The organism is Enterobacter sp. SA187 (assembly GCF_001888805.2).
In the GTDB taxonomy this organism is placed as follows: domain Bacteria; phylum Pseudomonadota; class Gammaproteobacteria; order Enterobacterales; family Enterobacteriaceae; genus Enterobacter_D.
In genome coordinates, this window is the sequence record NZ_CP019113.1 from 2,175,750 (window position 1) to 2,196,806 (window position 21,057).

Genomic DNA, 21,057 nt, shown 5'->3' on the forward strand with positions numbered 1-21,057 from the left:
TGCAACATTTTTATCAGCATTGAAAAGAAATGTAATATCCTTTCGGGAGTGATCACCGAACCGAAGGTAAAACCATGGATGAGCTTTTGCTGGTTGCCGGTCTTGTTCTCTTTTTCGCGCTGATTGTCGCCCCTGCGCTGGCGGTCAGAGCCTGGCGAAAAAGCAGCGATACGCAGCGGGAACTGGGCGTATTGCGTGAACGGCTGACGGCGCTGGAGCAGCAGCTGGCGGGGCAGGCAATTGCGCCTGCGCCGCAGCCGCTGCCTGAACGGATAGCGGAGCAGGAACCTGTTCCTGCGCCTGTCATTATACCTGCGGCACCACTGCCCGCTGTCGATCCCTGGGCGGCGAGCGTGCCGGAGCCTGAGCCGGTTGCCGTCACCCCGGCGGCGGTCAGCAAACCCGTATCCGCCGAACCGCGCGGTGGCATGATTACCTCGCTGGTGAGCTGGTTTATGCGCGGCAATCCGCTGGCGAAACTCGGCATTCTGCTGCTGTTCTTCGGGCTGGCGTTTCTGTTCCGCTATTCCGTCGAGCGCGATCTCTTCCCGCTGGAACTGCGTCTGTGTGTAGCGGCGCTTGCGGCGGTGCTGCTGCTGGCGCTCGGCTGGCGGTTGCGCCACAAACAGCCTGTCTATGCGCTGATTTTGCAGGGCGGGGCCACCGGCGTGCTCTATCTGACGGTATTTGGCGCGTTCAGGCTCTGGCAGATGCTGCCGATGGCGCTGGCCTTCGCCTTGCTGCTGCTGATCTGTGCGGTGAGCGTGGGGCTGGCGGTGTTACAGCGTGCGCTAAGTCTCGCGATGCTCGCCAGCCTCGGTGGTTATCTTGCGCCGTTGCTGCTCTCCACCGGCGGCGGCAGCCACATCGGGCTGTTCTCTTTCTACCTGCTGCTCTCCTGCGGCATTCTGGCTATCAGCGTCTGGCAGCACTGGCGGGTGCTGAATCTGCTCGGTCTGCTTTTTACCTTTGGCGTCGGCGGCCTGTGGGGGCTGTTTAGCTACCGGCCGGAGTTCTACCTCAGCTGCCAGCTGTTCCTGATCGCGAATATTCTGCTGTTTGGCGTCCTGAGCGTTGGACTGTCGCTGCGGGCGCAGGGCGGCAGTAAGCGCATTATTGACGGCGTACTGCTGTTCGCGCCGCCGTTGCTGGGATTTGGTATGCAGTACGCCATCACGCAGGATTTCGCCTATGGCCCGGCGTTTTCCGCCCTCGGCTTTGGCGCGTTTTATCTGCTGCTGGCGTGGCTGGTGCTGCGGCGTAAACCTGAACTTGGGCGACCGCTGGTGCTGGCGGCGCTGGCGCTCGGCGGGGCTTTTGTCACGCTGGCCATCCCGCTGGCGCTTTCCGCCCGCTGGACATCAATGGCCTGGGCGCTGGAAGGGCTTGGCATTCTGTGGCTTGGGGTACAGCAACAGCAACGGCGGATGAGCTACAGCGGCACAGGTTTACTGTTGCTGGCAATGGGCAGCGCCCTGTGGGCGATGCAGGATCTGCTTCCGGCGCTGTCGCAGTTGATGATTTTTGCGGTGCTGAGCCTGACATGGATCGCCGCCGCCTGGCTGTGGCGCGGACTGAATATGCAGGGCAGCCACGGCCTGCTGGCGGGCGGTATTCTCTTCTGGCTGCTGGCGCTGCACGGGCTGTCAGCGCTCACCTTAAGCCGCTTTATGAATGAGCTGCCGGGCATACTGGCGCTGATCGCCCTCAGCGTCCACGGCTGGCGGGTTGTCGGCCAGCGGCTGCGCTGGCGCGCGCTCAGCGATAGCGTCTGGCTGCTGTGGCCGCTGATGCTGGGGACGCTGGTCTGGCAGATCGCAGCCCAGGGCGCGATCCTCAGCGCCGGCTGGCAGAACCTCGCCTGGTGTCTTGCACTGCCGTCCGCCTTCTGGCTGCTGTATCAACAGCGTACGCCGCCCGTGCCCTGGCTTTCGCAGGGACTGCACCTGTCGCTGTTCTGGATGATCCTCGCCGCGCTGGCGGCAGAGCTGTGGTGGTTTACCGATGCGCTGCCGTGGGGGATGTTCCCGTGGCAGGCGGGGCTGGCGATGACCGCGGCGGCCGCAGTGATCCTGCTGGTACGCGCCGGGATCAAGCGTTCGCTGTGGCCGCTGCGCGTCTGGCCGCAGTGGTACGGCACCCTGGCGCTGGCGCCGCCGGGCGTTTTCCTGCTGGTGATGCTGCTGTTGACCAATATCGACGATGGCGTGGTGATGGAACAGGGCTACCGGCCATTGCTCAATCCGCTGGAAGAGGGCGCGGCCTTTGCCTTACTGGCGCTGTTCGCGCTGGCGCGGCTGTGCGCCCGCTATTTCCCGGCGCAGGGGCGTGAGATCCATAAACGTGTGCCGCTGCTGCTGGCGGCGCTCGCCTTCTGGTGGCTGAACGGCCTGCTGTTGCGCAGTCTGGCCTGGTATGGCGATATCGACTGGTCGGTGAGCGCGCTCTGGTCGTCCCGCCTGGTGCAGACCTGTTTCGCGCTGTTCTGGATGCTGGTGGCGCTGCTGGTGATGCTGCGCGCTGCCCGGCAGGCGTCGCGGCATGAATGGCTGGGCGGTGCGGCGCTGCTTGGCGTGGTGATTGTGAAACTGATGCTGGTGGACAGCGCGGGCGGCGGCGGACTGGCGCGCGCGGTGGCCTTTATCGGCGTGGCGGTGCTGGTGCTCATCGTGGGTTATTTCTCGCCGCTGCCGCCGCGGATACAACAGACGCATAACGAGGAACAAGGATAATGACAATCATCAGACGGATACTTTTTTGTGCGTTACTGGGCGCGGCGCTGCCGGGCTGGAGCCAGGACGCCGCGCCGGAAAAACCGCAGGATTATGCCTGGGGCGCGGGGCTGGAGACGACCACGCCATCGCCGCTGTATCAGGTGACCTTACCGGAGCGCATCTATACCGACAGCGTCGCCCCCGATCTGCGTGACGTGCGGGTTTTTAATCAGCAGGGTAACGCCGTGCCTTTTACCCTGATCCCGGCGGTGCAGAAACAGACGCCGCCGCGCACGCTGCCGCTGCGCCTGTTCGCCCTTGATGCGGTACCGGAAAATAATGCCTCGTCAGAAAGCCTGTGGTTGCGCTCGCAGGACGGAATCGAAATCCGTCTGGAGGGAGAAGGGCGGAAAACAGCAGGGAAGAGTTATCTGTTAACCCTGCCTGACACGCAAAAAGACGACTTTCCGCTTTCACAGCTGAAGCTGGCCTGGAGTGCCGCGCCCGCCAACTGGCAGGGGCGCGCGGATGTGTACTTCAGCAGCGATCTGAAAAACTGGACGCTGGCGGGCCGGGATATGCCGCTGATGGATCTTGCCTCCGGCAACGATCGCCTGTTGCTGGACACGCTGGATTTCAGCAGTTCAGCCTACCCGACGGAAATGCGTTATGTGCTGGTAGTGTTCAACGATGCCGCGCACGCGCCTGCGCTGACCGGCGCGACAGCGGTTGAGCAGGTTTACAGCGATACGGCGGTGAACATCCACCTGAATGCGGTGGCGAAAACCGTCTCCCCGGCGGTACAGGAGTTTTCCTGGCAACGACCACAGCCGCTGGTGTCGGTGATGATTGAAGCCCGGCACGGGCGCGTACTGCCGCTGGCGATCGAGTACCGCAGCGGGGAAAAGGCCGCATGGCAGCCGCTGGCGAAAAGCGTGATTTATCAGCTGAACGGCAAAGCGCCGGAGCCGCTGAAAACCAGCGGGCTGGTGCAGGCGATCCGCGTTACGGCGGTTAATGGCCAACTGGAGGATGGTATCGCCCAGGTGACCGGCGAGCGCGCCAGCCAGACGCTGATCTTTAATGCGCAAGGTAAAGGGCCGTTTTTACTGGCCTGGGGGAATGGCGCTGCACAACCGCAGGCGATGGAGGTGGAGATGCTGGTGCCTGCCGCGCTACGTCAGGAGAATGCGCAGCTCCCGGAGGCGATGGTGCAGGATCGCGTAGTGCTGGGCGGCGACGCGCGGCTGACGGCGGTGGATCCGGCGCAGCAGCAAAGCCAGTGGAAGAAGATGCTGGTGTGGGCGGCGCTGGTGCTGGGCGTGCTGGTGCTGGTCTGGGTGGGGCTTGGGATCTGGCGCGAGGTACGGCAGAAGTCGGTATAAAAATAAAAATGCCGGGTGGCGCTGACGCTTACCCGGCCTACGTACGACGATCTACGGAACAATCGTAGGCCCGGCAAGCGCAGCGCCGCCGGGCATTACGTCATCGAACCCCCCCAGGCCCCGCAAGCGCAGCGCCGCCGGGCAAAAACGGCTTACAGGCTGGTGAGATTTTCGCTCAGGTATTTCGCCACGCCGTCCGGCGACGCGTTCATCCCTTCTTTGCCTTTTTCCCACTGCGCCGGGCAGACTTCACCGTGCTCTTCGTGGAATTGCAGAGCGTCAACCATACGCAGCATTTCGTCGACGTTACGGCCCAGCGGCAGATCGTTCACCACCTGATGACGCACAATACCGTTAGTGTCGATCAGGAAGGAGCCGCGCAGCGCCACGCCCGCGTCCGGGTGTTCAATGCCGTAGGCTTTCTGGATTTCACGCTTGATGTCGGCCACCATCGCGTATTTCACCGGGCCAATACCGCCTTTATCGACGGGCGTATTACGCCAGGCGTTGTGAACAAATTCAGAGTCAAAAGAAACGCCCACCACTTCCACGCCGCGCTTCTGGAATTCTTCGTAACGCTTGTCAAAAGCGATCAGTTCTGACGGGCAGACGAAGGTGAAGTCCATCGGCCAGAAAAACAGCACCGTCGCTTTGCCCTGGATATGCTGTTTGAAGTTAAAGTTTTCCACAATTTCGCCATTGCCAAGCACGGCGGCGGCGGTAAAGTCCGGAGCCGGACGAGTAACCAGTACCATCATAATTCTCCAGTGTGATTGTAGGGGTAAGGCCGCTATCAAGATAATCACCTGCCGGTAAAGCGCAAGCACTAAAGCTGTTTGTTTTTCGCCTGCGCCATCATGCGGGGATAGAACTGAAAGAACAGCTTTTCCAGCGCCTGATAATGCGTATCCAGATCCTGCCACGAGTCGCGCAGCGCATCGAGGCGGGGCCGCCGCGTCGCCATGCCGTTCAGCACCTGCTGAATAAAATCCATCTCCCGGTAGCGCTCAAGCCATCGCTCTGACCACAAATAGTCATTCAGATTGACGAAGCGCGCCGGCGAGGAGGGCAGAATGGTGGCGACCTGCGCGTGGGCATAGCTCACAAATTCGCTCAGCGGCATGTCAGGCGACATCTGCAACCAGTGGCGTGACAGAAAATGGTCCCACATCACGTCCAGCGTAATGGGCGCGACCCGGCGCGTTTGCGGGCGAAACCACTCACGCGCTTCGCGGACTTCCGGCAAATTATCGGTCAGCACGTCAATGCGGCGGTGCATGCGAATGCCGTCGACAATCTCAGCCGGATAGCTATCCTGCGGGTTGCCGCGAACGAAATCGCCCAGCAAATTACCGGGAAGCGAGCTTTCTGCGAGGTGCGCAAGATGCAGGTGTGCGAGGAAGTTCATTGTTTAGTTAATCCATAAAGAGGCGTAGCTGTTGCAGCGGAAGCACCGTAGCACTAGACTATCCCGCCTGTTTTTCAGTCTGAGTGTAAGCCATGCGCGTTGCCGATTTTTCCTTTGAATTACCCGAATCCCTGATCGCCCATTACCCTGTGCCTGCGCGCAGTAGTTGCCGCCTGTTATCGCTGGACGGGCCGACGGGCGCGCTGACGCATGGTACTTTCACCGATCTGCTCGACAAGCTCAACCCCGGGGATCTGCTGGTCTTTAACAATACCCGTGTGATCCCGGCGCGTCTGTTTGGCCGTAAAGCCAGCGGCGGTAAAATCGAAGTGCTGGTTGAGCGGATGCTGGATGATAAACGTATTCTGGCACATATTCGCGCCTCTAAAGCGCCGAAGCCGGGTGCGGAACTGCTGTTAGGCGACGATGACAGTGTTAAAGCCACCATGGTGGCCCGCCACGATGCGCTGTTTGAAGTTGAGTTTAACGATGAACGCCCGGTGCTGGATATTCTCAACGCCATCGGCCATATGCCGCTGCCGCCCTATATCGATCGTCCGGATGAAGACGCTGACCGCGAACTTTATCAGACGGTTTACAGCCAGAAACCGGGCGCTGTCGCCGCGCCAACCGCGGGTCTGCACTTTGATGAGCCGCTGCTGGCGCGTCTGCGTGAGAAAGGCGTAGAGATGGCGTTCGTAACGCTGCACGTTGGCGCGGGCACCTTCCAGCCGGTACGCGTGGACAGCATTGAAGATCACATCATGCACTCTGAATATGCTGAAGTGCCGCAGGAAGTGGTTGACGCGGTGCTGGCGGCGAAAGCGCGCGGCAATCGCGTGGTGGCGGTCGGCACCACCTCGGTGCGCTCGCTGGAAAGCGCCGCGAAAGCGGCCAAAAACGATCTCATCGAGCCTTTCTTCGGCGATACGCAGATCTTTATTTATCCTGGCTATCAGTACAGCGTGATTGACGCGCTGGTGACCAACTTCCACCTGCCGGAATCCACCTTGATCATGCTGGTATCGGCTTTTGCCGGTTATAAAGCCACCATGCACGCCTATAAAGAAGCGGTAAAAGCGGAATATCGCTTTTTTAGTTACGGGGATGCAATGTTTATCACGTACAATCCGCAGGCAATTTCTGAGCGCGTCGGGGAATAGTTCCGCGGCGCTTTGATTGACGCGTTGGACTGTTTTTCCGGCGTATGGAGAAAAAATGAAATTCGAATTAGATACGACAGACGGACGCGCCCGCCGTGGCCGCCTGGTGTTTGATCGCGGCGTGGTGGAAACACCGGCCTTTATGCCCGTGGGCACCTACGGCACCGTAAAAGGGATGACGCCGGAAGAAGTGCAGGATACCGGCGCACAGATTATCCTCGGCAACACCTTCCACCTGTGGTTGCGTCCGGGTCAGGAGATCATGAAGCTGCACGGCGATCTGCATGACTTTATGCAGTGGAAAGGCCCGATTCTGACCGACTCCGGCGGTTTCCAGGTCTTCAGCCTCGGCGATATTCGTAAGATCACCGAAGCGGGCGTGCATTTCCGCAACCCGATCAACGGCGATCCGATCTTCCTCGATCCGGAAAAATCCATGGAGATCCAATACGATCTTGGCTCCGACATCGTGATGATCTTCGATGAATGTACGCCATACCCGGCTGACTGGGACTACGCCAAGCGTTCCATGGAAATGTCCTTACGCTGGGCGAAGCGCAGCCGTGACCGTTTCGATTCGCTGCAAAACAAAAATGCGCTGTTCGGTATTATTCAGGGCAGCGTTTACGAAGATTTACGTGATATCTCCGTCAAAGGTCTGGTAGAGATTGGCTTTGATGGCTACGCTGTCGGCGGTCTGGCTGTGGGTGAACCTAAAGCAGACATGCACCGTATTCTGGAACATGTCTGCCCGCAGATCCCGGCAGACAAACCACGATACCTGATGGGTGTGGGTAAACCCGAAGATCTGGTGGAAGGCGTACGTCGCGGCATTGATATGTTTGACTGCGTGATGCCGACGCGTAATGCGCGTAACGGCCATCTGTTTGTCACCAATGGCGTGGTGAAAATCCGTAACGCGAAGTACAAGAGCGATACCGGCCCGCTTGATGAAGAGTGTGATTGCTATACGTGTCGCAATTATTCACTCGCTTACTTGCATCATCTTGACCGTTGCAACGAAATACTGGGCGCGCGTCTTAATACCATTCATAACCTGCGCTATTACCAGCGCTTAATGGCTGGTTTACGCAAGGCTATCGAAGAGGGTAAATTAGAGAGCTTCGTGACCGATTTTTACCAGCGTCAGGGTCGTGATGTTCCACCTTTGAACGTTGATTAATTTTAATAATGAGGGAATTTGAATGAGCTTTTTTATTTCTGATGCCGTAGCAGCAACGGGCGCACCGGCGCAGGGCAGCCCGATGTCTTTGATCCTGATGCTGGTTGTATTTGGTCTGATCTTCTATTTCATGATCCTGCGCCCACAGCAGAAACGTACCAAAGAGCACAAGAATCTGATGAACTCCATCGCTAAAGGCGATGAAGTGCTGACCAACGGTGGCCTGGTGGGTCGCGTGACCAAAGTAGCGGAAACTGGCTACATTGCTATCGCCCTGAATGACACCACTGAAGTGGTTATCAAACGTGACTTCGTAGCTGCCGTTCTGCCGAAAGGCACGATGAAGGCGCTGTAATCTTTCGTTTTCCCAAAGGGAAGTGCCGTGTTAAACCGTTATCCTTTGTGGAAGTACATCATGCTGGTCGTCGTGATTATCGTCGGCCTGCTATACGCACTTCCCAACCTGTATGGTGAGGATCCGGCAGTTCAGATCACTGGTGCGCGCGGCGTCGCCGCCAGTGAGCAAACGCTGATCCAGGTCCAGAACACCTTAAAACAAGAAAAAATCACTGCTAAGTCTGTGGCACTGGAAGAGGGCGCTATTCTTGCGCGTTTCGACTCCACCGATACGCAGCTGCGCGCGCGTGAAGCGCTGCTCAGCCTGTTGGGTGACAAATATGTCGTGGCGCTGAACCTTGCACCTGCTACTCCGCGCTGGTTATCCTCCATCAAAGCAGAGCCGATGAAACTCGGTCTGGATCTGCGTGGTGGCGTGCACTTCCTGATGGAAGTGGATATGGACACCGCGCTCGGCAAACTGCAGGAACAAAATACCGACAGCCTGCGTAGCGATTTACGCGAAAAAGGCATTCCTTACACCAACGTGCGTAAGGAAGATAACTATGGCGTGAGCATTGTGTTCCGCGACAGCGCAGCGCGCGATCAGGCGATTACTTACCTGACTGCCCGTCACCGCGACATGGTGATCACCAGCCAGAGCGGCAACGCCCTGCGCGCGGTCATGACCGATGCGCGTTTGAGCGAAGCGCGTGAATATGCGGTACAGCAGAACATCAACATCCTGCGTAACCGTGTCAACCAACTGGGTGTCGCCGAGCCGCTGGTACAGCGTCAGGGCGCTGACCGCATCGTGGTTGAACTGCCGGGTATTCAGGACACCGCGCGTGCGAAGGAAATTCTTGGCGCGACTGCGACCCTCGAATTCCGTCTGGTGAACACCAACGTCGATCAGTCGGCGGCGGCGTCTGGCCGTGTACCGGGTGATTCAGAAGTGAAACAGATGCGCGAAGGCCAGCCGGTTGTGCTGTACAAACGCGTGATCCTGACCGGTGACCATATCACCGACTCCACTTCCAGCCAGGATGAGTACAACCAGCCGCAGGTTAACATTTCGCTCGACAGCGCAGGTGGCAACATCATGTCTAACTTCACCAAGGACAACATCGGCAAACCGATGGCGACCCTGTTTGTGGAGTACAAAGACAGCGGTAAAAAAGATGCGAACGGTCGTTCCGTACTGGTGAAACAGGAAGAGGTGATTAACGTCGCCAACATCCAGTCGCGCCTCGGCAACAGCTTCCGTATTACCGGCATCAATAACCCTAACGAAGCGCGTCAGCTGTCGCTGCTGCTGCGTGCGGGTGCGTTGATTGCGCCGATTCAGATCGTTGAAGAACGTACCATTGGCCCGACCTTAGGGATGCAGAACATCACCCAGGGTCTGGAAGCCTGTCTGGCGGGTCTGGCGGTCTCCATCATCTTCATGCTGTTCTTCTATAAGAAGTTTGGCCTGATCGCCACCACGGCACTGATCGCCAACCTGGTGCTGATTGTCGGCATCATGTCCCTGCTGCCAGGGGCGACGCTGACCATGCCGGGTATCGCGGGGATCGTCTTAACCCTTGCGGTAGCGGTGGATGCGAACGTACTGATAAACGAACGTATCAAAGAAGAGCTGAGCAACGGGCGTAGCGTTCAGCAGGCGATTGACGAAGGTTATCGCGGCGCGTTCAGCTCCATTTTTGACGCCAACGTCACGACGCTTATTAAGGTCATCATCCTGTATGCCGTAGGCACCGGGGCCATTAAAGGCTTCGCCATTACTACCGGTATCGGTGTGGCGACGTCAATGTTTACCGCGATCGTCGGCACCCGTGCCATCGTAAACCTGTTGTACGGCGGCAAACGCATCAACAAGCTGTCTATCTGAGGAGTGCGTTGTGGCACAGGAATATACTGTTGAACAATTGAACCACGGCCGTAGAGTCTGGGACTTTATGCGCTGGGATTACTGGGCCTTCGGTATCTCCGGTTTTCTGCTGATCCTGTCAATTATCATTATTGGCGTGAAAGGCTTTAACTGGGGTCTGGATTTTACCGGCGGTACGGTTATCGAAATCTCGCTGGAAAAACCGGCCGATATGGATCAGATGCGTGAAGCGCTGGAAAAAGCCGGCTTTGCCGATCCGCTGTTGCAGAACTTTGGCAGCAGCCGCGACATCATGGTGCGTATGCCGCCTGCCGAGGGTGAAACCGGTGGTCAGGTGCTGGGCAGCAAGGTCGTGAGCGTGATTAACGAAGCGACCAGCCAGAATGCCGCGGTGAAACGTATCGAGTTCGTCGGCCCGAGCGTGGGTGCAGACCTGGCGCAGACCGGCGCGATGGCGCTGATGGTGGCGCTGATTTCCATCCTGGTTTACGTCGGCTTCCGCTTTGAGTGGCGTCTGGCGGCCGGTGTGGTTATCGCGCTGGCGCACGACGTCATCATCACCATGGGCGTACTGTCGCTGTTCCATATCGAAGTGGATCTGACGATTGTCGCCTCGCTGATGTCGGTGATCGGTTACTCGCTGAACGACAGCATCGTGGTATCGGACCGTATTCGTGAAAACTTCCGCAAGATCCGCCGCGGAACGCCGTACGAAATCTTTAACGTGTCCCTGACCCAGACGCTGCACAGGACGTTGATCACTTCAGGAACCACCTTAGTGGTGATCCTGATGCTCTACCTCTTTGGCGGCGCCATGCTGCAGGGCTTCTCGCTGACCATGCTGATCGGTGTGTCCATCGGTACTGCATCGTCGATTTATGTCGCGTCAGCGCTGGCGCTGAAGCTGGGCATGAAGCGTGAACACCTGCTGGTGCAGAAAGTCGAGAAAGAAGGCGCGGACCAACCGTCAATTCTGCCGTAAACCGACGCTCTGCGTTGAAAACCGCAGCCTCAGCGCTGCGGTTTTTTTTCGCCTGCGTTTTACGGGCAAAAAAAAGCCAGCGGTTAAGCTGGCTTTTCGATGGGGCTGACAGACAAATCAGAAGTTATAACCTGCCACCAGGTAACCACCCCAGCCGGTAGAGCGGACGTTTTCTTTCATCCATACCAGGTCTGCATCATCATTCCACTGACCGCCGTTGTGCCAGTAACGCGCTACTACCGAGTAGTGCCAGTGATCGTAGCTCAGGGACAGAATGTGGCTGGAGGCGATGGAGTCGTTGGTACGCTGCTTGATGCCGTTCATCGCATAGCTGCTCTTATCGCCCAGGTCTGAGCCCCAGTCAAAGTTGGTGAAGCCGATGTAGCTCAGGTTACCGCCCCACAGTTGGGTGATCGGCACGAAGTATTTCACTTTGAAACGGTAGCCGTCCCACTCGTTTTCGTTTTCCGCCAGGTAGTTCTGCCACTGGTATTTCGCATACACGTTCAGTGACAGGCTCATCGGCAGGCCGGTATCGATGTCGGTACCCAGACCCATGTACCAGGTGCTCTGACGACCAGAGGCGTTGCGGCCCATGTCGTAGATGTAGTTGTTCGCGAAATACCACTCTTTAAACGGACCGAAGCTCAGATCGGCGCCGGTCAGCTTATCGATAGAGAAACGCGGTTCGATTTCCATAAACAGCGGCGAACCATGGTTCCAGATCCCGCGGGCATCGGTGTTACCACCGAAGAATACCGGTGCATCCAGGTAACCATAGAAATCAAACCAGTCTTTTTTGGCAAATGCTTCATATTCCAGGTAGGTATCGTTACGGATCTGCGGTCCAAAACGGGTGTGATAGCTGCCTACCACGTTCACGCTCTGGTGCCACCAGTCGGAAACGAACTCCGGCTTGTCATTTTCTGCCGCATTGACTGCGAATGAGGAGGAGAGAGCCAGTGCTGCACCGGCGACGAGTAATGTTTTTTTCATAGTTTAGCCACTGATTAGGTTCCCTTGCGGGAGCGAAAGAACGCGCGTATTGAGTTTCTAAATGTTTCGTATTTCAGCGAGCCTATTATAAGTATCCATGCTCACAAAAATATGTGTTGTTTCACATATCCATTACGCACGTAATCGATTGCGTTCACGTTTGCGTATATAAAACGCAGGGATTGTACTGAGATTCATCTGTCTTGCAAATATTTCGTGGAAAAAGGCGGTAGGGGAGGGAAAAGGGCGAGAGGCTCGCCCTTAAACAGGATCACTGATTGGTGGCGGGCTGAATATCGTGGACGCGTACAAAGCCCAGCTGGTCCGGCGTGATGCCGTTAAGCTGCAGCGGCAGATCAACGTCGCTCGGCGCCAGGGTGCTGGCCGGGGCGTTAATCAGCTGGTTTTGCACGTTCACTTCCTGATAATCGTTGGTGGTGCCCTGGATCTGACCCCATTCCACCGTACCGCTAAACGCTGGCAGCGGATCGTTCGATTCGCCCTGAATGCGCAGCGTCACGCGCGTGCCGTTCGCATCAGGCGCGATGTTCACCAGCGACATCTTCAGCATACCGATCTGGCTGTGCAGAAGGGCAGGGGTATTCGCGCCCGGCAACAGGTACACACCGCTGCTGGATTTGGCGTTCAGCGCATTTTGCTGGGTGATTTTCACCGTCTCCTGATTCAGCTTACTCATTTCTTTGTTAAGCGTGCTGACACTTTGATGCAACTGGCGGACTTCGCTCTGCTGCGCGCAGGCGCTGAGGGTAAACAGGCTGCCGACCAGCAAAATTTTCAGGTAACGTCTTGTCATCGTGTTGGTTTCCTTGCAAAGAGCATTGCCTGTAATAGTAGCCTGCACGAACCGGCTTGCCATCGATCCTTTATCTCAAAAGCGGTCTTGCCTTTGTTGTCACGGCAGATCAGGTTAAAATAGATTTCAGCTAATTTTAACGTCAGGACGCCGTATGCATTGCCCATTCTGTTTAGCCGTGGATACCAAAGTAATTGACTCCCGCCTGGTCGGTGAAGGGTCGTCCGTGCGCCGCCGCCGTCAGTGTCTGGTGTGTAATGAACGCTTCACCACTTTTGAGGTGGCAGAACTGGTGATGCCACGCGTGGTGAAAAGCAACGAGATCCGCGAGCCCTTTAACGAAGAAAAACTGCGTAACGGCATGCTGCGCGCGCTGGAAAAACGCCCGGTAAGCGCCGATGACGTTGAAATGGCGCTGAATCATATCAAATCCCAGCTGCGCGCCACCGGCGAGCGCGAAGTGCCGAGCAAAATGATCGGCAACCTGGTGATGGAGCAGCTGAAAAAGCTCGATAAAGTCGCCTATATCCGCTTCGCCTCGGTTTACCGCAGCTTCGAAGACATCCGCGAATTTGGCGAAGAGATCGCCCGCTTACAGGATTAAGCTCATGCACGATGAGATGTACATGGCGCGCGCGCTGAAACTGGCGCAACGCGGGCGTTTTACCACCCATCCTAATCCCAACGTCGGCTGTGTGATCGTCAAAGACGGCGAGATTGTCGGCGAAGGCTATCACCAGCGGGCGGGCGAACCCCATGCTGAAGTCCATGCCCTGCGTATGGCGGGCGAAAAGGCGCGTGGCGCCACCGCCTATGTCACCCTGGAACCCTGTAGCCATCACGGACGCACGCCGCCATGCTGCGACGCGCTGATCAACGCGGGCGTGTCTCGTGTGGTGGCGGCGATGCAGGATCCCAACCCGCAGGTTGCCGGACGCGGGCTGTATCGTCTGCAACAGGAAGGCATTGAGGTCAGCCACGGGCTGATGATGAGCGAGGCGGAAAATCTTAATAAAGGTTTTCTGAAACGTATGCGCACCGGGTTTCCTTATGTGCAGCTGAAGCTGGGCGCGTCGCTGGATGGCCGCACCGCCATGGCCAGCGGCGAAAGCCAGTGGATAACCTCACCGCAGGCAAGGCGCGATGTGCAACGTCTGCGCGCGCAGAGTCATGCTATCCTCACCAGCAGCGCGACGGTGCTGGCGGATAATCCGCAGCTTAACGTCCGTTGGGACGAACTCCCGGCGGACGTACAGGCGCAGTATTCGCAGGCGCAGTTACGCCAGCCGCTGCGTATTGTGGTCGACAGCCAGAACCGCGTCACGCCGGAACACCGTCTGATCCAGCAGGCGGGTGAAACCTGGTTTGCCCGCACGCAGCAGGACTCGCGGTCGTGGCCGGACAACATTCGCCACATCCAGGTGCCTGAACACAACGGTCATCTCGACCTGGTGCTGATGATGATGCTGCTGGGCCGCGAGCAGGTTAACAGCATCTGGGTGGAAGCCGGGGCGTCCCTGGCGGGCGCGCTGCTTCAGGCCGGGCTGGTTGACGAGCTGGTGGTGTACCTCGCCCCGAAACTTTTAGGCAGCGACGCCCGCGGTCTGTGCGTACTGCCGGGCTTTGAGGCATTAGCCGATGCGCCGCAGTTTACATTCAGTGAAATTCGTCAGGTTGGACCTGATATTTGCCTGCATTTGACCACTGCGTAATGCCCTCGTAAAAGGGAAGCAGTGCGCAAAGTATTATGATAAAATCCGCCCCCCTGCGGGGCCAAATGAACCCGTAAAGGAAGAGTATGAACATTATTGAAGCTACCGTTGCTGCCCCGGACGCTCGCGTCGCCATCACCATTGCGCGTTTCAACAACTTCATCAATGACAGCCTGCTGGACGGTGCTATCGACGCACTGAAACGTATCGGTCAGGTTAAAGATGAAAACATCACCGTGGTTTGGGTTCCAGGTGCTTATGAGCTGCCGCTGGCGGCTGGCGCACTGGCAAAAACCGGTAAATATGATGCGATTATCGCGCTCGGCACGGTTATCCGTGGCGGTACCGCCCATTTCGAATATGTGGCGGGTGGCGCAAGCAATGGTCTGGCTCATGTCGCTGAACAGAGCGAAATCCCGGTAGCCTTTGGTGTGCTGACCACTGAAAGTATTGAACAAGCCATCGAACGCGCCGGTACCAAAGCCGGTAACAAAGGTGCAGAAGCTGCCCTTACCGCGCTTGAGATGATTAATGTATTGAAGGCCATCAAAGCCTGATTTTTTTGTAAGGGGAATTTCCGTGAAACCTGCTGCTCGTCGCCGCGCCCGTGAGTGTGCCGTCCAGGCGCTTTACTCCTGGCAGTTGTCCCAGAACGACATCGCCGATGTTGAATACCAGTTCCTGTCTGAACAGGATGTCAAAGATGTCGACATCGCGTATTTCCGCGAACTGCTGTCCGGGGTGGCGACTAACAGCGCATATCTCGATGGACTGATGAAGCCCTACCTGTCCCGTCTGCTCGAAGAGCTGGGCCAGGTCGAGAAAGCGGTACTGCGTATCGCGCTGTTTGAACTGTCTAAACGTGCGGATGTGCCGTATAAAGTGGCCATCAACGAAGCTATTGAACTGGCAAAAACGTTTGGCGCAGAAGACAGCCATAAGTTTGTTAACGGCGTGCTGGATAAAGCCGCACCCGCGATCCGCCCCCACAAAAAGTAATTTGCTGGTCCGCGCGGCGAAGTGCAGTTGCCATTTCGCCGCCTCCCCAGTCTCCTGTTTATCATTCTGCTGAGGCATAGCGTATGGCATGCGGCGAGTTTTCCCTTATTGCCCGTTATTTTGACCGCGTAAGACGCGCGCGTCTGGATGTCGAAACCGGCATTGGCGACGATTGCGCACTGCTCAATATTCCTGACAAGCAAACGCTGGCAATCAGCACCGATACCCTGGTTTCGGGCAACCATTTTCTTCCGGATATTTCCCCTGTCGATCTGGCGCACAAAGCGCTGGCCTCCAACCTGAGCGATCTTGCGGCTATGGGCGCGGATCCGGCGTGGCTGACGCTGGCGATCACGTTGCCGGACGTCGATGAAGCCTGGCTGGAAGCCTTTAGCGATAGCCTGTTCGAACAGATTAATTACTACGATATGCAGCTGATTGGCGGCGACACCACCCGTGGGCCGCTGTCGATGACGCTGGGTATCTACGGCTATGTGCCTGCGGGCCGCGCGCTTAAGCGTTCGGGCGCGAAGCCTGGCGACTGGATCTATGTGACTGGCACGCCAGGTGACAGCGCGGCAGGTCTGGCGATCCTGCAGGATCGGCTGCATGTTGATAATGAGCAGGACGCGCAGTGGCTGGTAAAACGCCATCTGCGTCCGACGCCGCGCATTCTGCAGGGGCAGGCGCTGCGCGATCTGGCCAGTTCGGCGATCGATTTATCCGACGGGCTAAGTTCCGATCTCGGGCACATCGTGAAGGCCAGCGACTGCGGCGCGATGCTGGATATGGATGCCATGCCGTTCTCTGACGCCATGCGCCGTCACGTTGAGCCGGAGCAGGCGCTGCGCTGGGCGCTGGCGGGCGGCGAAGATTATGAACTCTGCTTTACCGTGCCGGAACGCAACCGGGGGGCGCTGGACGTGGCCATTGGTCATCTTGGCGTGCCCTTTACCTGCATCGGCCAGATGAGCGCCGATGTGGAAGGCATCCAGTTTACCCGCGACGGAAAACCGGTATCGTTTGATTTAAAAGGATACGATCACTTTGCAACCTCGTAAGGATAGTGCGAAAAGCCGTCTTAGCATGCGCAACCCCTGGCATCTGCTGGCCACCGGTTTTGGCAGCGGCTTAAGTCCGATTATGCCGGGCACGGCGGGTTCCATTGCGGCCATCCCGTTCTGGTATCTGATGACTTTTCTGCCGTGGCAGCTCTATTCGCTGGTGATCATGCTTTCGATCAGCATCGGCGTTTATCTGTGCCATCAAACAGCGAAAGATATGGGCGTGCACGATCACGGCAGCATCGTCTGGGATGAGTTCATCGGGATGTGGATCACGCTGATGGCGCTGCCGACCCATGACTGGCAGTGGGTGGTGGCCGGTTTTGTGCTGTTCCGCTTTTTTGATATCTGGAAACCGTGGCCGATCCGCTGGTTTGACCGCAACGTGCACGGCGGCATGGGCATTATTGTCGACGATATTATCGCCGGGATTATCGCGGCGGCGGTGCTGTATGTAATCGGTCATCACTGGCCGATTGGCATTATTTAGCCGTTTTCCCCGGCCTGATCTTTTCAGAACAGGCCGGGGCAGCGATTATTTAAATCCCACCACGGCATGCTGTTTATACGGCATTTCCATTTCGGCGATCTGCTCCGGCGTCAGTTGCAGATCAACCGCCTGCAACAACTCTTCCAGCTGCTCTTCCCGTGACGTGCCGATAATAGGCGCGGCCACGCCCGGCTTACTCAGCAGCCAGGCCAGCGCCACCTGCGCCCGCGTTGCGCCCACGTCTTCCGCTATCGCGGCCAGGCGTTCGGCGATCTGCGCATCGCTCTGCTCGCTGTCGTCATAGAGTTTTTTACCCACTTCATCGGACACCAGCCGCGCGGTGGTTTCACCCCAGGGGCGCGTCAGACGGCCACGGGCCAGCGGGCTCCACGGGATCACCGCGATGCCTTCCTGATAGCACAGCGGCAGCATGTCGCGCTCTTCTTCTCGGTAGATCAGATTGTAATGGTTTTGCATGGTGACGAAACGCGCCCAGCCGTGCTGTTTTTGCAGATCCAGCGCCTGGGCGAACTGTTCGGTGTGCATGGACGATGCGCCTATGTAGCGCGCCTTACCGGCTTTCACCACGTCGTTCAACGCTTCCAGCGTTTCTTCAATAGGCGTGTTGTAATCCCAGCGATGGATTTGCAGCAGATCGACATACTCCATGCCGAGGCGGCGCAGGCTGTCATCTATGGAACGCAGGATTTGCGCCCGTGACAGGCCTTCGGTGAGATCGCCCGACGAATAATAGACTTTGGTGGCGACCACCACCTCGTCGCGGCGTGCAAAGTCTTTCAGCGCGCGGCCAACGATCTCTTCGCTGCTGCCATCGGAATAGCTGTTTGCCGTATCGAAAAAGTTGATGCCGCCTTCCAGGGCGCGCTGAATAATCGGGCGGCTGCTCTCTTCAGGCAGGGTCCAGGCGTGATTGCCCCGATCCGGCTCGCCAAAGGTCATACAGCCCAGACAAAGACGGGAAACCTTAAGGTCCGTTTTTCCTAATGTATTGTATTGCATGGTTCCACTCCTGCTACGGGTACGAGATTACCTAAGCATAGCAGGAGCGGAAGAGGGAGTTAGGCCAGCCAGTTTTTGATGCTGGCTTCAATACCGGCAGCGTCCAGACCAATGGCGGCGCGCGCCTCGTCCTGGGTGCCCTGAGGAATAAAATGATCCGGCAGGCCGAGGTTGAGCACCGGCACCAGCGTGCGGTTCGCCATCAGCACTTCGTTCACACCGCTGCCAGCGCCACCGATGATGGCGTTTTCTTCCAGCGTCACCAGCGCTTCATGGCTGCGGGCCAGCGACAGGATCAGCGACTCGTCCAGCGGCTTCACAAAACGCATGTCCACCAGCGTGGCATTGAGCGATTCCGCGACCTGTGCCGCATCGGCCAGAAGAGTGCCGAAGTTTAAAATCGCCACTTTTTCGCCCTGACGTTTCACCACGCCTTTACCCAACGGCAGCTTTTGCAGCGGCGTCAGTTCCACGCCCAGCGCATTGCCGCGGGGATAACGCACCGCGCTCGGGCCATCGTTATAGTGATAGCCGGTAAACAGCATCTGGCGGCATTCATTTTCATCGCTCGGCGTCATGATCACCATTTCCGGAATACAGCGCAGGAATGAGATGTCGAACGCGCCCTGATGCGTCTGCCCGTCAGCGCCGACAATACCTGCGCGGTCAATGGCGAACAGCACCGGCAGCTTCTGGATGGCGACGTCGTGGATCACCTGATCGTAAGCCCGTTGCAGGAAGGTGGAGTAAATCGCCACCACCGGCTTGTAACCGCCAATCGCCAGACCCGCCGCGAAGGTCACGGCGTGCTGCTCGGCAATCGCCACGTCAAAATAGCGATCCGGGAATTTACGGGAAAACTCCACCATGCCGGAGCCTTCGCGCATCGCCGGGGTGATCGCCATCAGTTTGCTGTCTTTGGCCGCCGTTTCGCACAGCCAGTCGCCAAAAATTTTGGAGTAGGACGGCATGCCGCCGACGCTTTTCGGCAGCGTTCCTTTAGCCGGATCGAATTTCGGCACCGCGTGGAAGGTAATGGGATCTTTTTCCGCCGGCTCATAACCACGGCCTTTTTTGGTCATGATATGCAGGAACTGCGGGCCTTTCAGGTCGCGCATGTTTTTCAGCGTCGTCACCAGCCCCAGCACATCGTGACCGTCCACCGGGCCGATATAGTTAAAGCCCAGCTCTTCAAACAGCGTGCCCGGCACCACCATGCCTTTAATATGCTCTTCGGTGCGTTTGAGCAGCTCTTTGATCGGCGGTACGCCGGAGAAGACTTTTTTGCCGCCTTCGCGCAGCGTGGAATAGAGTTTGCCGGACAGCAGCTGCGCCAGATGGTTATTCAGCGCGCCGACGTTCTCGGAAATCGACATTTCGTTGTCGTTGAGCACCACCAGCATATCCGGCCGGATGTCGCCCGCGTGGTTCATCGCCTCAAAGGCCATGCCCGCGGTGATTGCGCCATCGCCGATCACACAGACGGTGCGACGCTGCTTGCCTTCTTTCGCCGCCGCAACGGCGATGCCGATCCCGGCGCTGATCGAGGTGGACGAATGACCGACGCTCAGCACGTCGTATTCGCTCTCGCCGCGCCACGGGAAGGGGTGCAGCCCGTCTTTCTGACGGATGGTATCGATCTTGTCACGCCGTCCGGTGAGGATTTTATGCGGATAAGCCTGGTGGCCCACGTCCCAGATCAGCTGATCGAAAGGCGTGTTATAGACATAATGCAGCGCCACGGTCAGCTCAATGGTGCCAAGCCCGGAGGCAAAGTGCCCGCTGGAGCGGCTCACGCTATCGAGCAGGTAGCGACGCAGTTCGTCGCACAGCTTCGGCAGGCTCTCTTTCGGCAGCAGACGTAACTCCGGGGCGGAGTCAACCAGTGCCAGTGTCGGGTATTTGGCTATATCAAAACTCATCGGCCACTCGTCTTACTCGTCATAATTCAGCGGGCAGTTTGCCGCCCTCTGCGTTATCAGGAGCATATAAAAAGTTTATTTATCACGCTGGATTATGTAATTCGCCAGTGCTTCCAGTGCCGTGGTATCCAGTGACTGGGCGGCCAGCGCGTCTAACGCGTGGCGGGCATCGTCAATCAGGTCACGGGCTTTTGTCTGAGCCTGCTCTAAGCCCAGTAGTGCGGGGTAGGTGCTTTTACCTAAAAACTGATCGGCACCCTGGCGTTTGCCAAGGGTCGCAGTATCACCCACCACATCCAGAATGTCATCCTGAACCTGGAACGCCAGACCGATGCTTTCGGCGTAGCGATCGAGGATCGGCAGCGCAGCGCGTCCTTTATCACCGGCGCTTAACGCGCCCAGTCGCACCGCGGCGCGGATCAGCGCACCGGTTTTATGCCGGTGAATACGTTCAAGCTCCGCCAGACCGACCTGTTTGCCTTCCGCCTCAAGATCCAGCGCCTGTCCGCCGCACATGCCTGCGACGCCACTGGCCTGCGCCAGTTCAGACACCATAGCAAGGCGATCGCGCGCGTCGACTTCCGGCATGGGCGTATCCGCGAGGATAGAAAACGCCAGCGTTTGCAGCGCATCGCCCGCGAGGATCGCATTCGCTTCGCCGAATTTAATATGGCAGGTCGGCTGACCGCGACGCAGATCGTCATCATCCATCGCCGGGAGATCGTCATGCATCAGCGAATAGGCGTGAATACATTCAATGGCGGCGGCAGGGGCATCGAGCGTGGATGCGCTCACGCCAAACATCTGGCCCGTAGCATACACCAGGAAAGGCCGCAGCCGTTTGCCGCCTAACAGTGTGCCATAGTGCATGGCCTCAACCAGTGGAGTGTTCTGAAAGGGCTGGGGAGAAATAAAGCGGCGCAGGGCGTCATTCGCCTGCTGTACGCAGATTTCAAGTTGCTGTGCAAAATCCAT

At 57.8% G+C, this 21,057-nt stretch carries 20 protein-coding genes; 13 read left to right on the forward strand and 7 right to left on the reverse strand.

All coding sequences use genetic code 11. The features are described 5' to 3' along the window. Window positions 1-74 precede the first annotated feature (74 nt). Window positions 75-2,732 (forward strand): DUF2339 domain-containing protein, encoded by a 2,658-nt coding sequence (locus BMF08_RS10325; protein ID WP_072567511.1) that lies wholly within the window; start codon window positions 75-77, stop codon window positions 2,730-2,732. Then, entirely contained in the window at window positions 2,732-4,099 is a 1,368-nt protein-coding gene (locus BMF08_RS10330; RefSeq protein WP_072567512.1) for a DUF3999 family protein, read from the forward strand. Before BMF08_RS10325 ends, BMF08_RS10330 begins: the two co-directional genes overlap by 1 nt. Before the next feature lie 152 nt (window positions 4,100-4,251). Here the strand turns inward: BMF08_RS10330 and BMF08_RS10335 are convergent, their stop codons facing one another. Both BMF08_RS10335 and acpH read right to left on the reverse strand, forming a co-directional pair. Beyond that, window positions 4,252-4,854, reverse strand: coding sequence for a peroxiredoxin C (locus BMF08_RS10335; protein ID WP_072569401.1), 603 nt, complete (start codon window positions 4,852-4,854; stop codon window positions 4,252-4,254). A gap of 71 nt (window positions 4,855-4,925) precedes the next feature. After that, on the reverse strand, window positions 4,926-5,507 hold the full coding sequence (gene acpH / locus BMF08_RS10340; RefSeq protein ID WP_072567513.1) for an ACP phosphodiesterase: 582 nt from the start codon (window positions 5,505-5,507) through the stop codon (window positions 4,926-4,928). Window positions 5,508-5,599: 92 nt separating this feature from the next. Between acpH and queA the strand changes: the two genes are divergently transcribed. Genes queA through secF form a run of 5 tightly spaced genes read left to right on the forward strand, consistent with a single transcriptional unit; the run spans window position 5,600 to window position 11,065 of the window. Further along, window positions 5,600-6,670, forward strand: coding sequence for a tRNA preQ1(34) S-adenosylmethionine ribosyltransferase-isomerase QueA (gene queA / locus BMF08_RS10345; RefSeq protein ID WP_072567514.1), 1,071 nt, complete (start codon window positions 5,600-5,602; stop codon window positions 6,668-6,670). Window positions 6,671-6,725: 55 nt separating this feature from the next. Continuing rightward, window positions 6,726-7,853, forward strand: coding sequence for a tRNA guanosine(34) transglycosylase Tgt (gene tgt / locus BMF08_RS10350; protein WP_072567515.1), 1,128 nt, complete (start codon window positions 6,726-6,728; stop codon window positions 7,851-7,853). Between the two features lie 22 nt (window positions 7,854-7,875). Beyond that, window positions 7,876-8,208: a preprotein translocase subunit YajC gene (gene yajC, locus BMF08_RS10355; protein WP_002890398.1), complete on the forward strand. Its 333-nt coding sequence runs from the start codon at window positions 7,876-7,878 to the stop codon at window positions 8,206-8,208. A 27-nt stretch (window positions 8,209-8,235) separates the two neighbouring features. After that, window positions 8,236-10,083, forward strand: a complete 1,848-nt coding sequence (gene secD, locus BMF08_RS10360) for a protein translocase subunit SecD (protein ID WP_072567516.1) — start codon at window positions 8,236-8,238, stop codon at window positions 10,081-10,083. Between the two features lie 10 nt (window positions 10,084-10,093). Next, entirely contained in the window at window positions 10,094-11,065 is a 972-nt protein-coding gene (gene secF, locus BMF08_RS10365) for a protein translocase subunit SecF (protein WP_072567517.1), read from the forward strand. Between the two features lie 117 nt (window positions 11,066-11,182). Here secF and BMF08_RS10370 read toward each other — a convergent pair whose 3' ends face one another. Both BMF08_RS10370 and BMF08_RS10375 read right to left on the reverse strand, forming a co-directional pair. Continuing rightward, entirely contained in the window at window positions 11,183-12,061 is an 879-nt protein-coding gene (locus tag BMF08_RS10370; protein WP_072567518.1) for a nucleoside-specific channel-forming protein Tsx, read from the reverse strand. A gap of 271 nt (window positions 12,062-12,332) precedes the next feature. After that, the gene (locus BMF08_RS10375) at window positions 12,333-12,875 is read right to left on the reverse strand and encodes a DUF3251 domain-containing protein (protein WP_083580893.1); all 543 of its coding nucleotides are present in this window, start codon (window positions 12,873-12,875) and stop codon (window positions 12,333-12,335) included. A gap of 154 nt (window positions 12,876-13,029) precedes the next feature. On the opposite strand from BMF08_RS10375, the gene nrdR reads away from it, so the two are divergent. The 6 genes from nrdR (at window position 13,030) to pgpA (ending at window position 17,140) form a co-directional block, all read left to right on the forward strand. Then, entirely contained in the window at window positions 13,030-13,479 is a 450-nt protein-coding gene (gene nrdR, locus BMF08_RS10380; RefSeq protein WP_072567520.1) for a transcriptional regulator NrdR, read from the forward strand. A 4-nt stretch (window positions 13,480-13,483) separates the two neighbouring features. Continuing rightward, the gene (gene ribD, locus BMF08_RS10385) at window positions 13,484-14,587 is read left to right on the forward strand and encodes a bifunctional diaminohydroxyphosphoribosylaminopyrimidine deaminase/5-amino-6-(5-phosphoribosylamino)uracil reductase RibD (protein ID WP_072567521.1); all 1,104 of its coding nucleotides are present in this window, start codon (window positions 13,484-13,486) and stop codon (window positions 14,585-14,587) included. Window positions 14,588-14,673: 86 nt separating this feature from the next. Beyond that, window positions 14,674-15,144, forward strand: a complete 471-nt coding sequence (gene ribH / locus BMF08_RS10390) for a 6,7-dimethyl-8-ribityllumazine synthase (RefSeq protein ID WP_072567522.1) — start codon at window positions 14,674-14,676, stop codon at window positions 15,142-15,144. 22 nt (window positions 15,145-15,166) lie between these two features. Continuing rightward, entirely contained in the window at window positions 15,167-15,586 is a 420-nt protein-coding gene (nusB, locus tag BMF08_RS10395) for a transcription antitermination factor NusB (protein ID WP_072567523.1), read from the forward strand. Window positions 15,587-15,669: 83 nt separating this feature from the next. Beyond that, a complete protein-coding gene (thiL, locus tag BMF08_RS10400; protein ID WP_072567524.1) occupies window positions 15,670-16,647 on the forward strand; it encodes a thiamine-phosphate kinase in 978 nt (325 codons plus the stop codon). After that, window positions 16,628-17,140, forward strand: coding sequence for a phosphatidylglycerophosphatase A (pgpA, locus tag BMF08_RS10405; protein ID WP_072567525.1), 513 nt, complete (start codon window positions 16,628-16,630; stop codon window positions 17,138-17,140). The genes thiL and pgpA overlap by 20 nt, the downstream gene beginning before the upstream one ends. 45 nt (window positions 17,141-17,185) lie before the next feature. Here pgpA and BMF08_RS10410 read toward each other — a convergent pair whose 3' ends face one another. The 3 genes from BMF08_RS10410 to ispA all read right to left on the reverse strand — a co-directional run bounded on the left by BMF08_RS10410 (window position 17,186) and on the right by ispA (window position 21,057). Beyond that, window positions 17,186-18,160 (reverse strand): aldo/keto reductase, encoded by a 975-nt coding sequence (locus BMF08_RS10410; RefSeq protein ID WP_072567526.1) that lies wholly within the window; start codon window positions 18,158-18,160, stop codon window positions 17,186-17,188. Between the two features lie 59 nt (window positions 18,161-18,219). Further along, a complete protein-coding gene (gene dxs, locus BMF08_RS10415; RefSeq protein WP_072567527.1) occupies window positions 18,220-20,082 on the reverse strand; it encodes a 1-deoxy-D-xylulose-5-phosphate synthase in 1,863 nt (620 codons plus the stop codon). Window positions 20,083-20,157: 75 nt separating this feature from the next. After that, window positions 20,158-21,057 carry a (2E,6E)-farnesyl diphosphate synthase gene (gene ispA / locus BMF08_RS10420; RefSeq protein WP_072567528.1) on the reverse strand — a complete coding sequence of 300 codons (900 nt, stop codon included), beginning with the start codon at window positions 21,055-21,057 and terminating at the stop codon, window positions 20,158-20,160.

Bases quoted from the DNA above. Each gene is read 5' to 3' on its own strand.
- thiL (WP_072567524.1), top strand. From the start codon at position 15,670: ATGGCATGCGGCGAGTTTTCCCTTATTGCCCGTTATTTTGACCGCGTA.
- ribD (WP_072567521.1), top strand. From the start codon at position 13,484: ATGCACGATGAGATGTACATGGCGCGCGCGCTGAAACTGGCGCAACGC.
- queA (WP_072567514.1), top strand. From the start codon at position 5,600: ATGCGCGTTGCCGATTTTTCCTTTGAATTACCCGAATCCCTGATCGCC.
- BMF08_RS10325 (WP_072567511.1), top strand. From the start codon at position 75: ATGGATGAGCTTTTGCTGGTTGCCGGTCTTGTTCTCTTTTTCGCGCTG.
- BMF08_RS10370 (WP_072567518.1), bottom strand. From the start codon at position 12,061: ATGAAAAAAACATTACTCGTCGCCGGTGCAGCACTGGCTCTCTCCTCC.
- tgt (WP_072567515.1), top strand. From the start codon at position 6,726: ATGAAATTCGAATTAGATACGACAGACGGACGCGCCCGCCGTGGCCGC.
- ribH (WP_072567522.1), top strand. From the start codon at position 14,674: ATGAACATTATTGAAGCTACCGTTGCTGCCCCGGACGCTCGCGTCGCC.
- BMF08_RS10410 (WP_072567526.1), bottom strand. From the start codon at position 18,160: ATGCAATACAATACATTAGGAAAAACGGACCTTAAGGTTTCCCGTCTT.
- nrdR (WP_072567520.1), top strand. From the start codon at position 13,030: ATGCATTGCCCATTCTGTTTAGCCGTGGATACCAAAGTAATTGACTCC.
- BMF08_RS10335 (WP_072569401.1), bottom strand. From the start codon at position 4,854: ATGGTACTGGTTACTCGTCCGGCTCCGGACTTTACCGCCGCCGCCGTG.
- acpH (WP_072567513.1), bottom strand. From the start codon at position 5,507: ATGAACTTCCTCGCACACCTGCATCTTGCGCACCTCGCAGAAAGCTCG.
- dxs (WP_072567527.1), bottom strand. From the start codon at position 20,082: ATGAGTTTTGATATAGCCAAATACCCGACACTGGCACTGGTTGACTCC.
- ispA (WP_072567528.1), bottom strand. From the start codon at position 21,057: ATGGATTTTGCACAGCAACTTGAAATCTGCGTACAGCAGGCGAATGAC.
- BMF08_RS10375 (WP_083580893.1), bottom strand. From the start codon at position 12,875: ATGACAAGACGTTACCTGAAAATTTTGCTGGTCGGCAGCCTGTTTACC.
- BMF08_RS10330 (WP_072567512.1), top strand. From the start codon at position 2,732: ATGACAATCATCAGACGGATACTTTTTTGTGCGTTACTGGGCGCGGCG.
- yajC (WP_002890398.1), top strand. From the start codon at position 7,876: ATGAGCTTTTTTATTTCTGATGCCGTAGCAGCAACGGGCGCACCGGCG.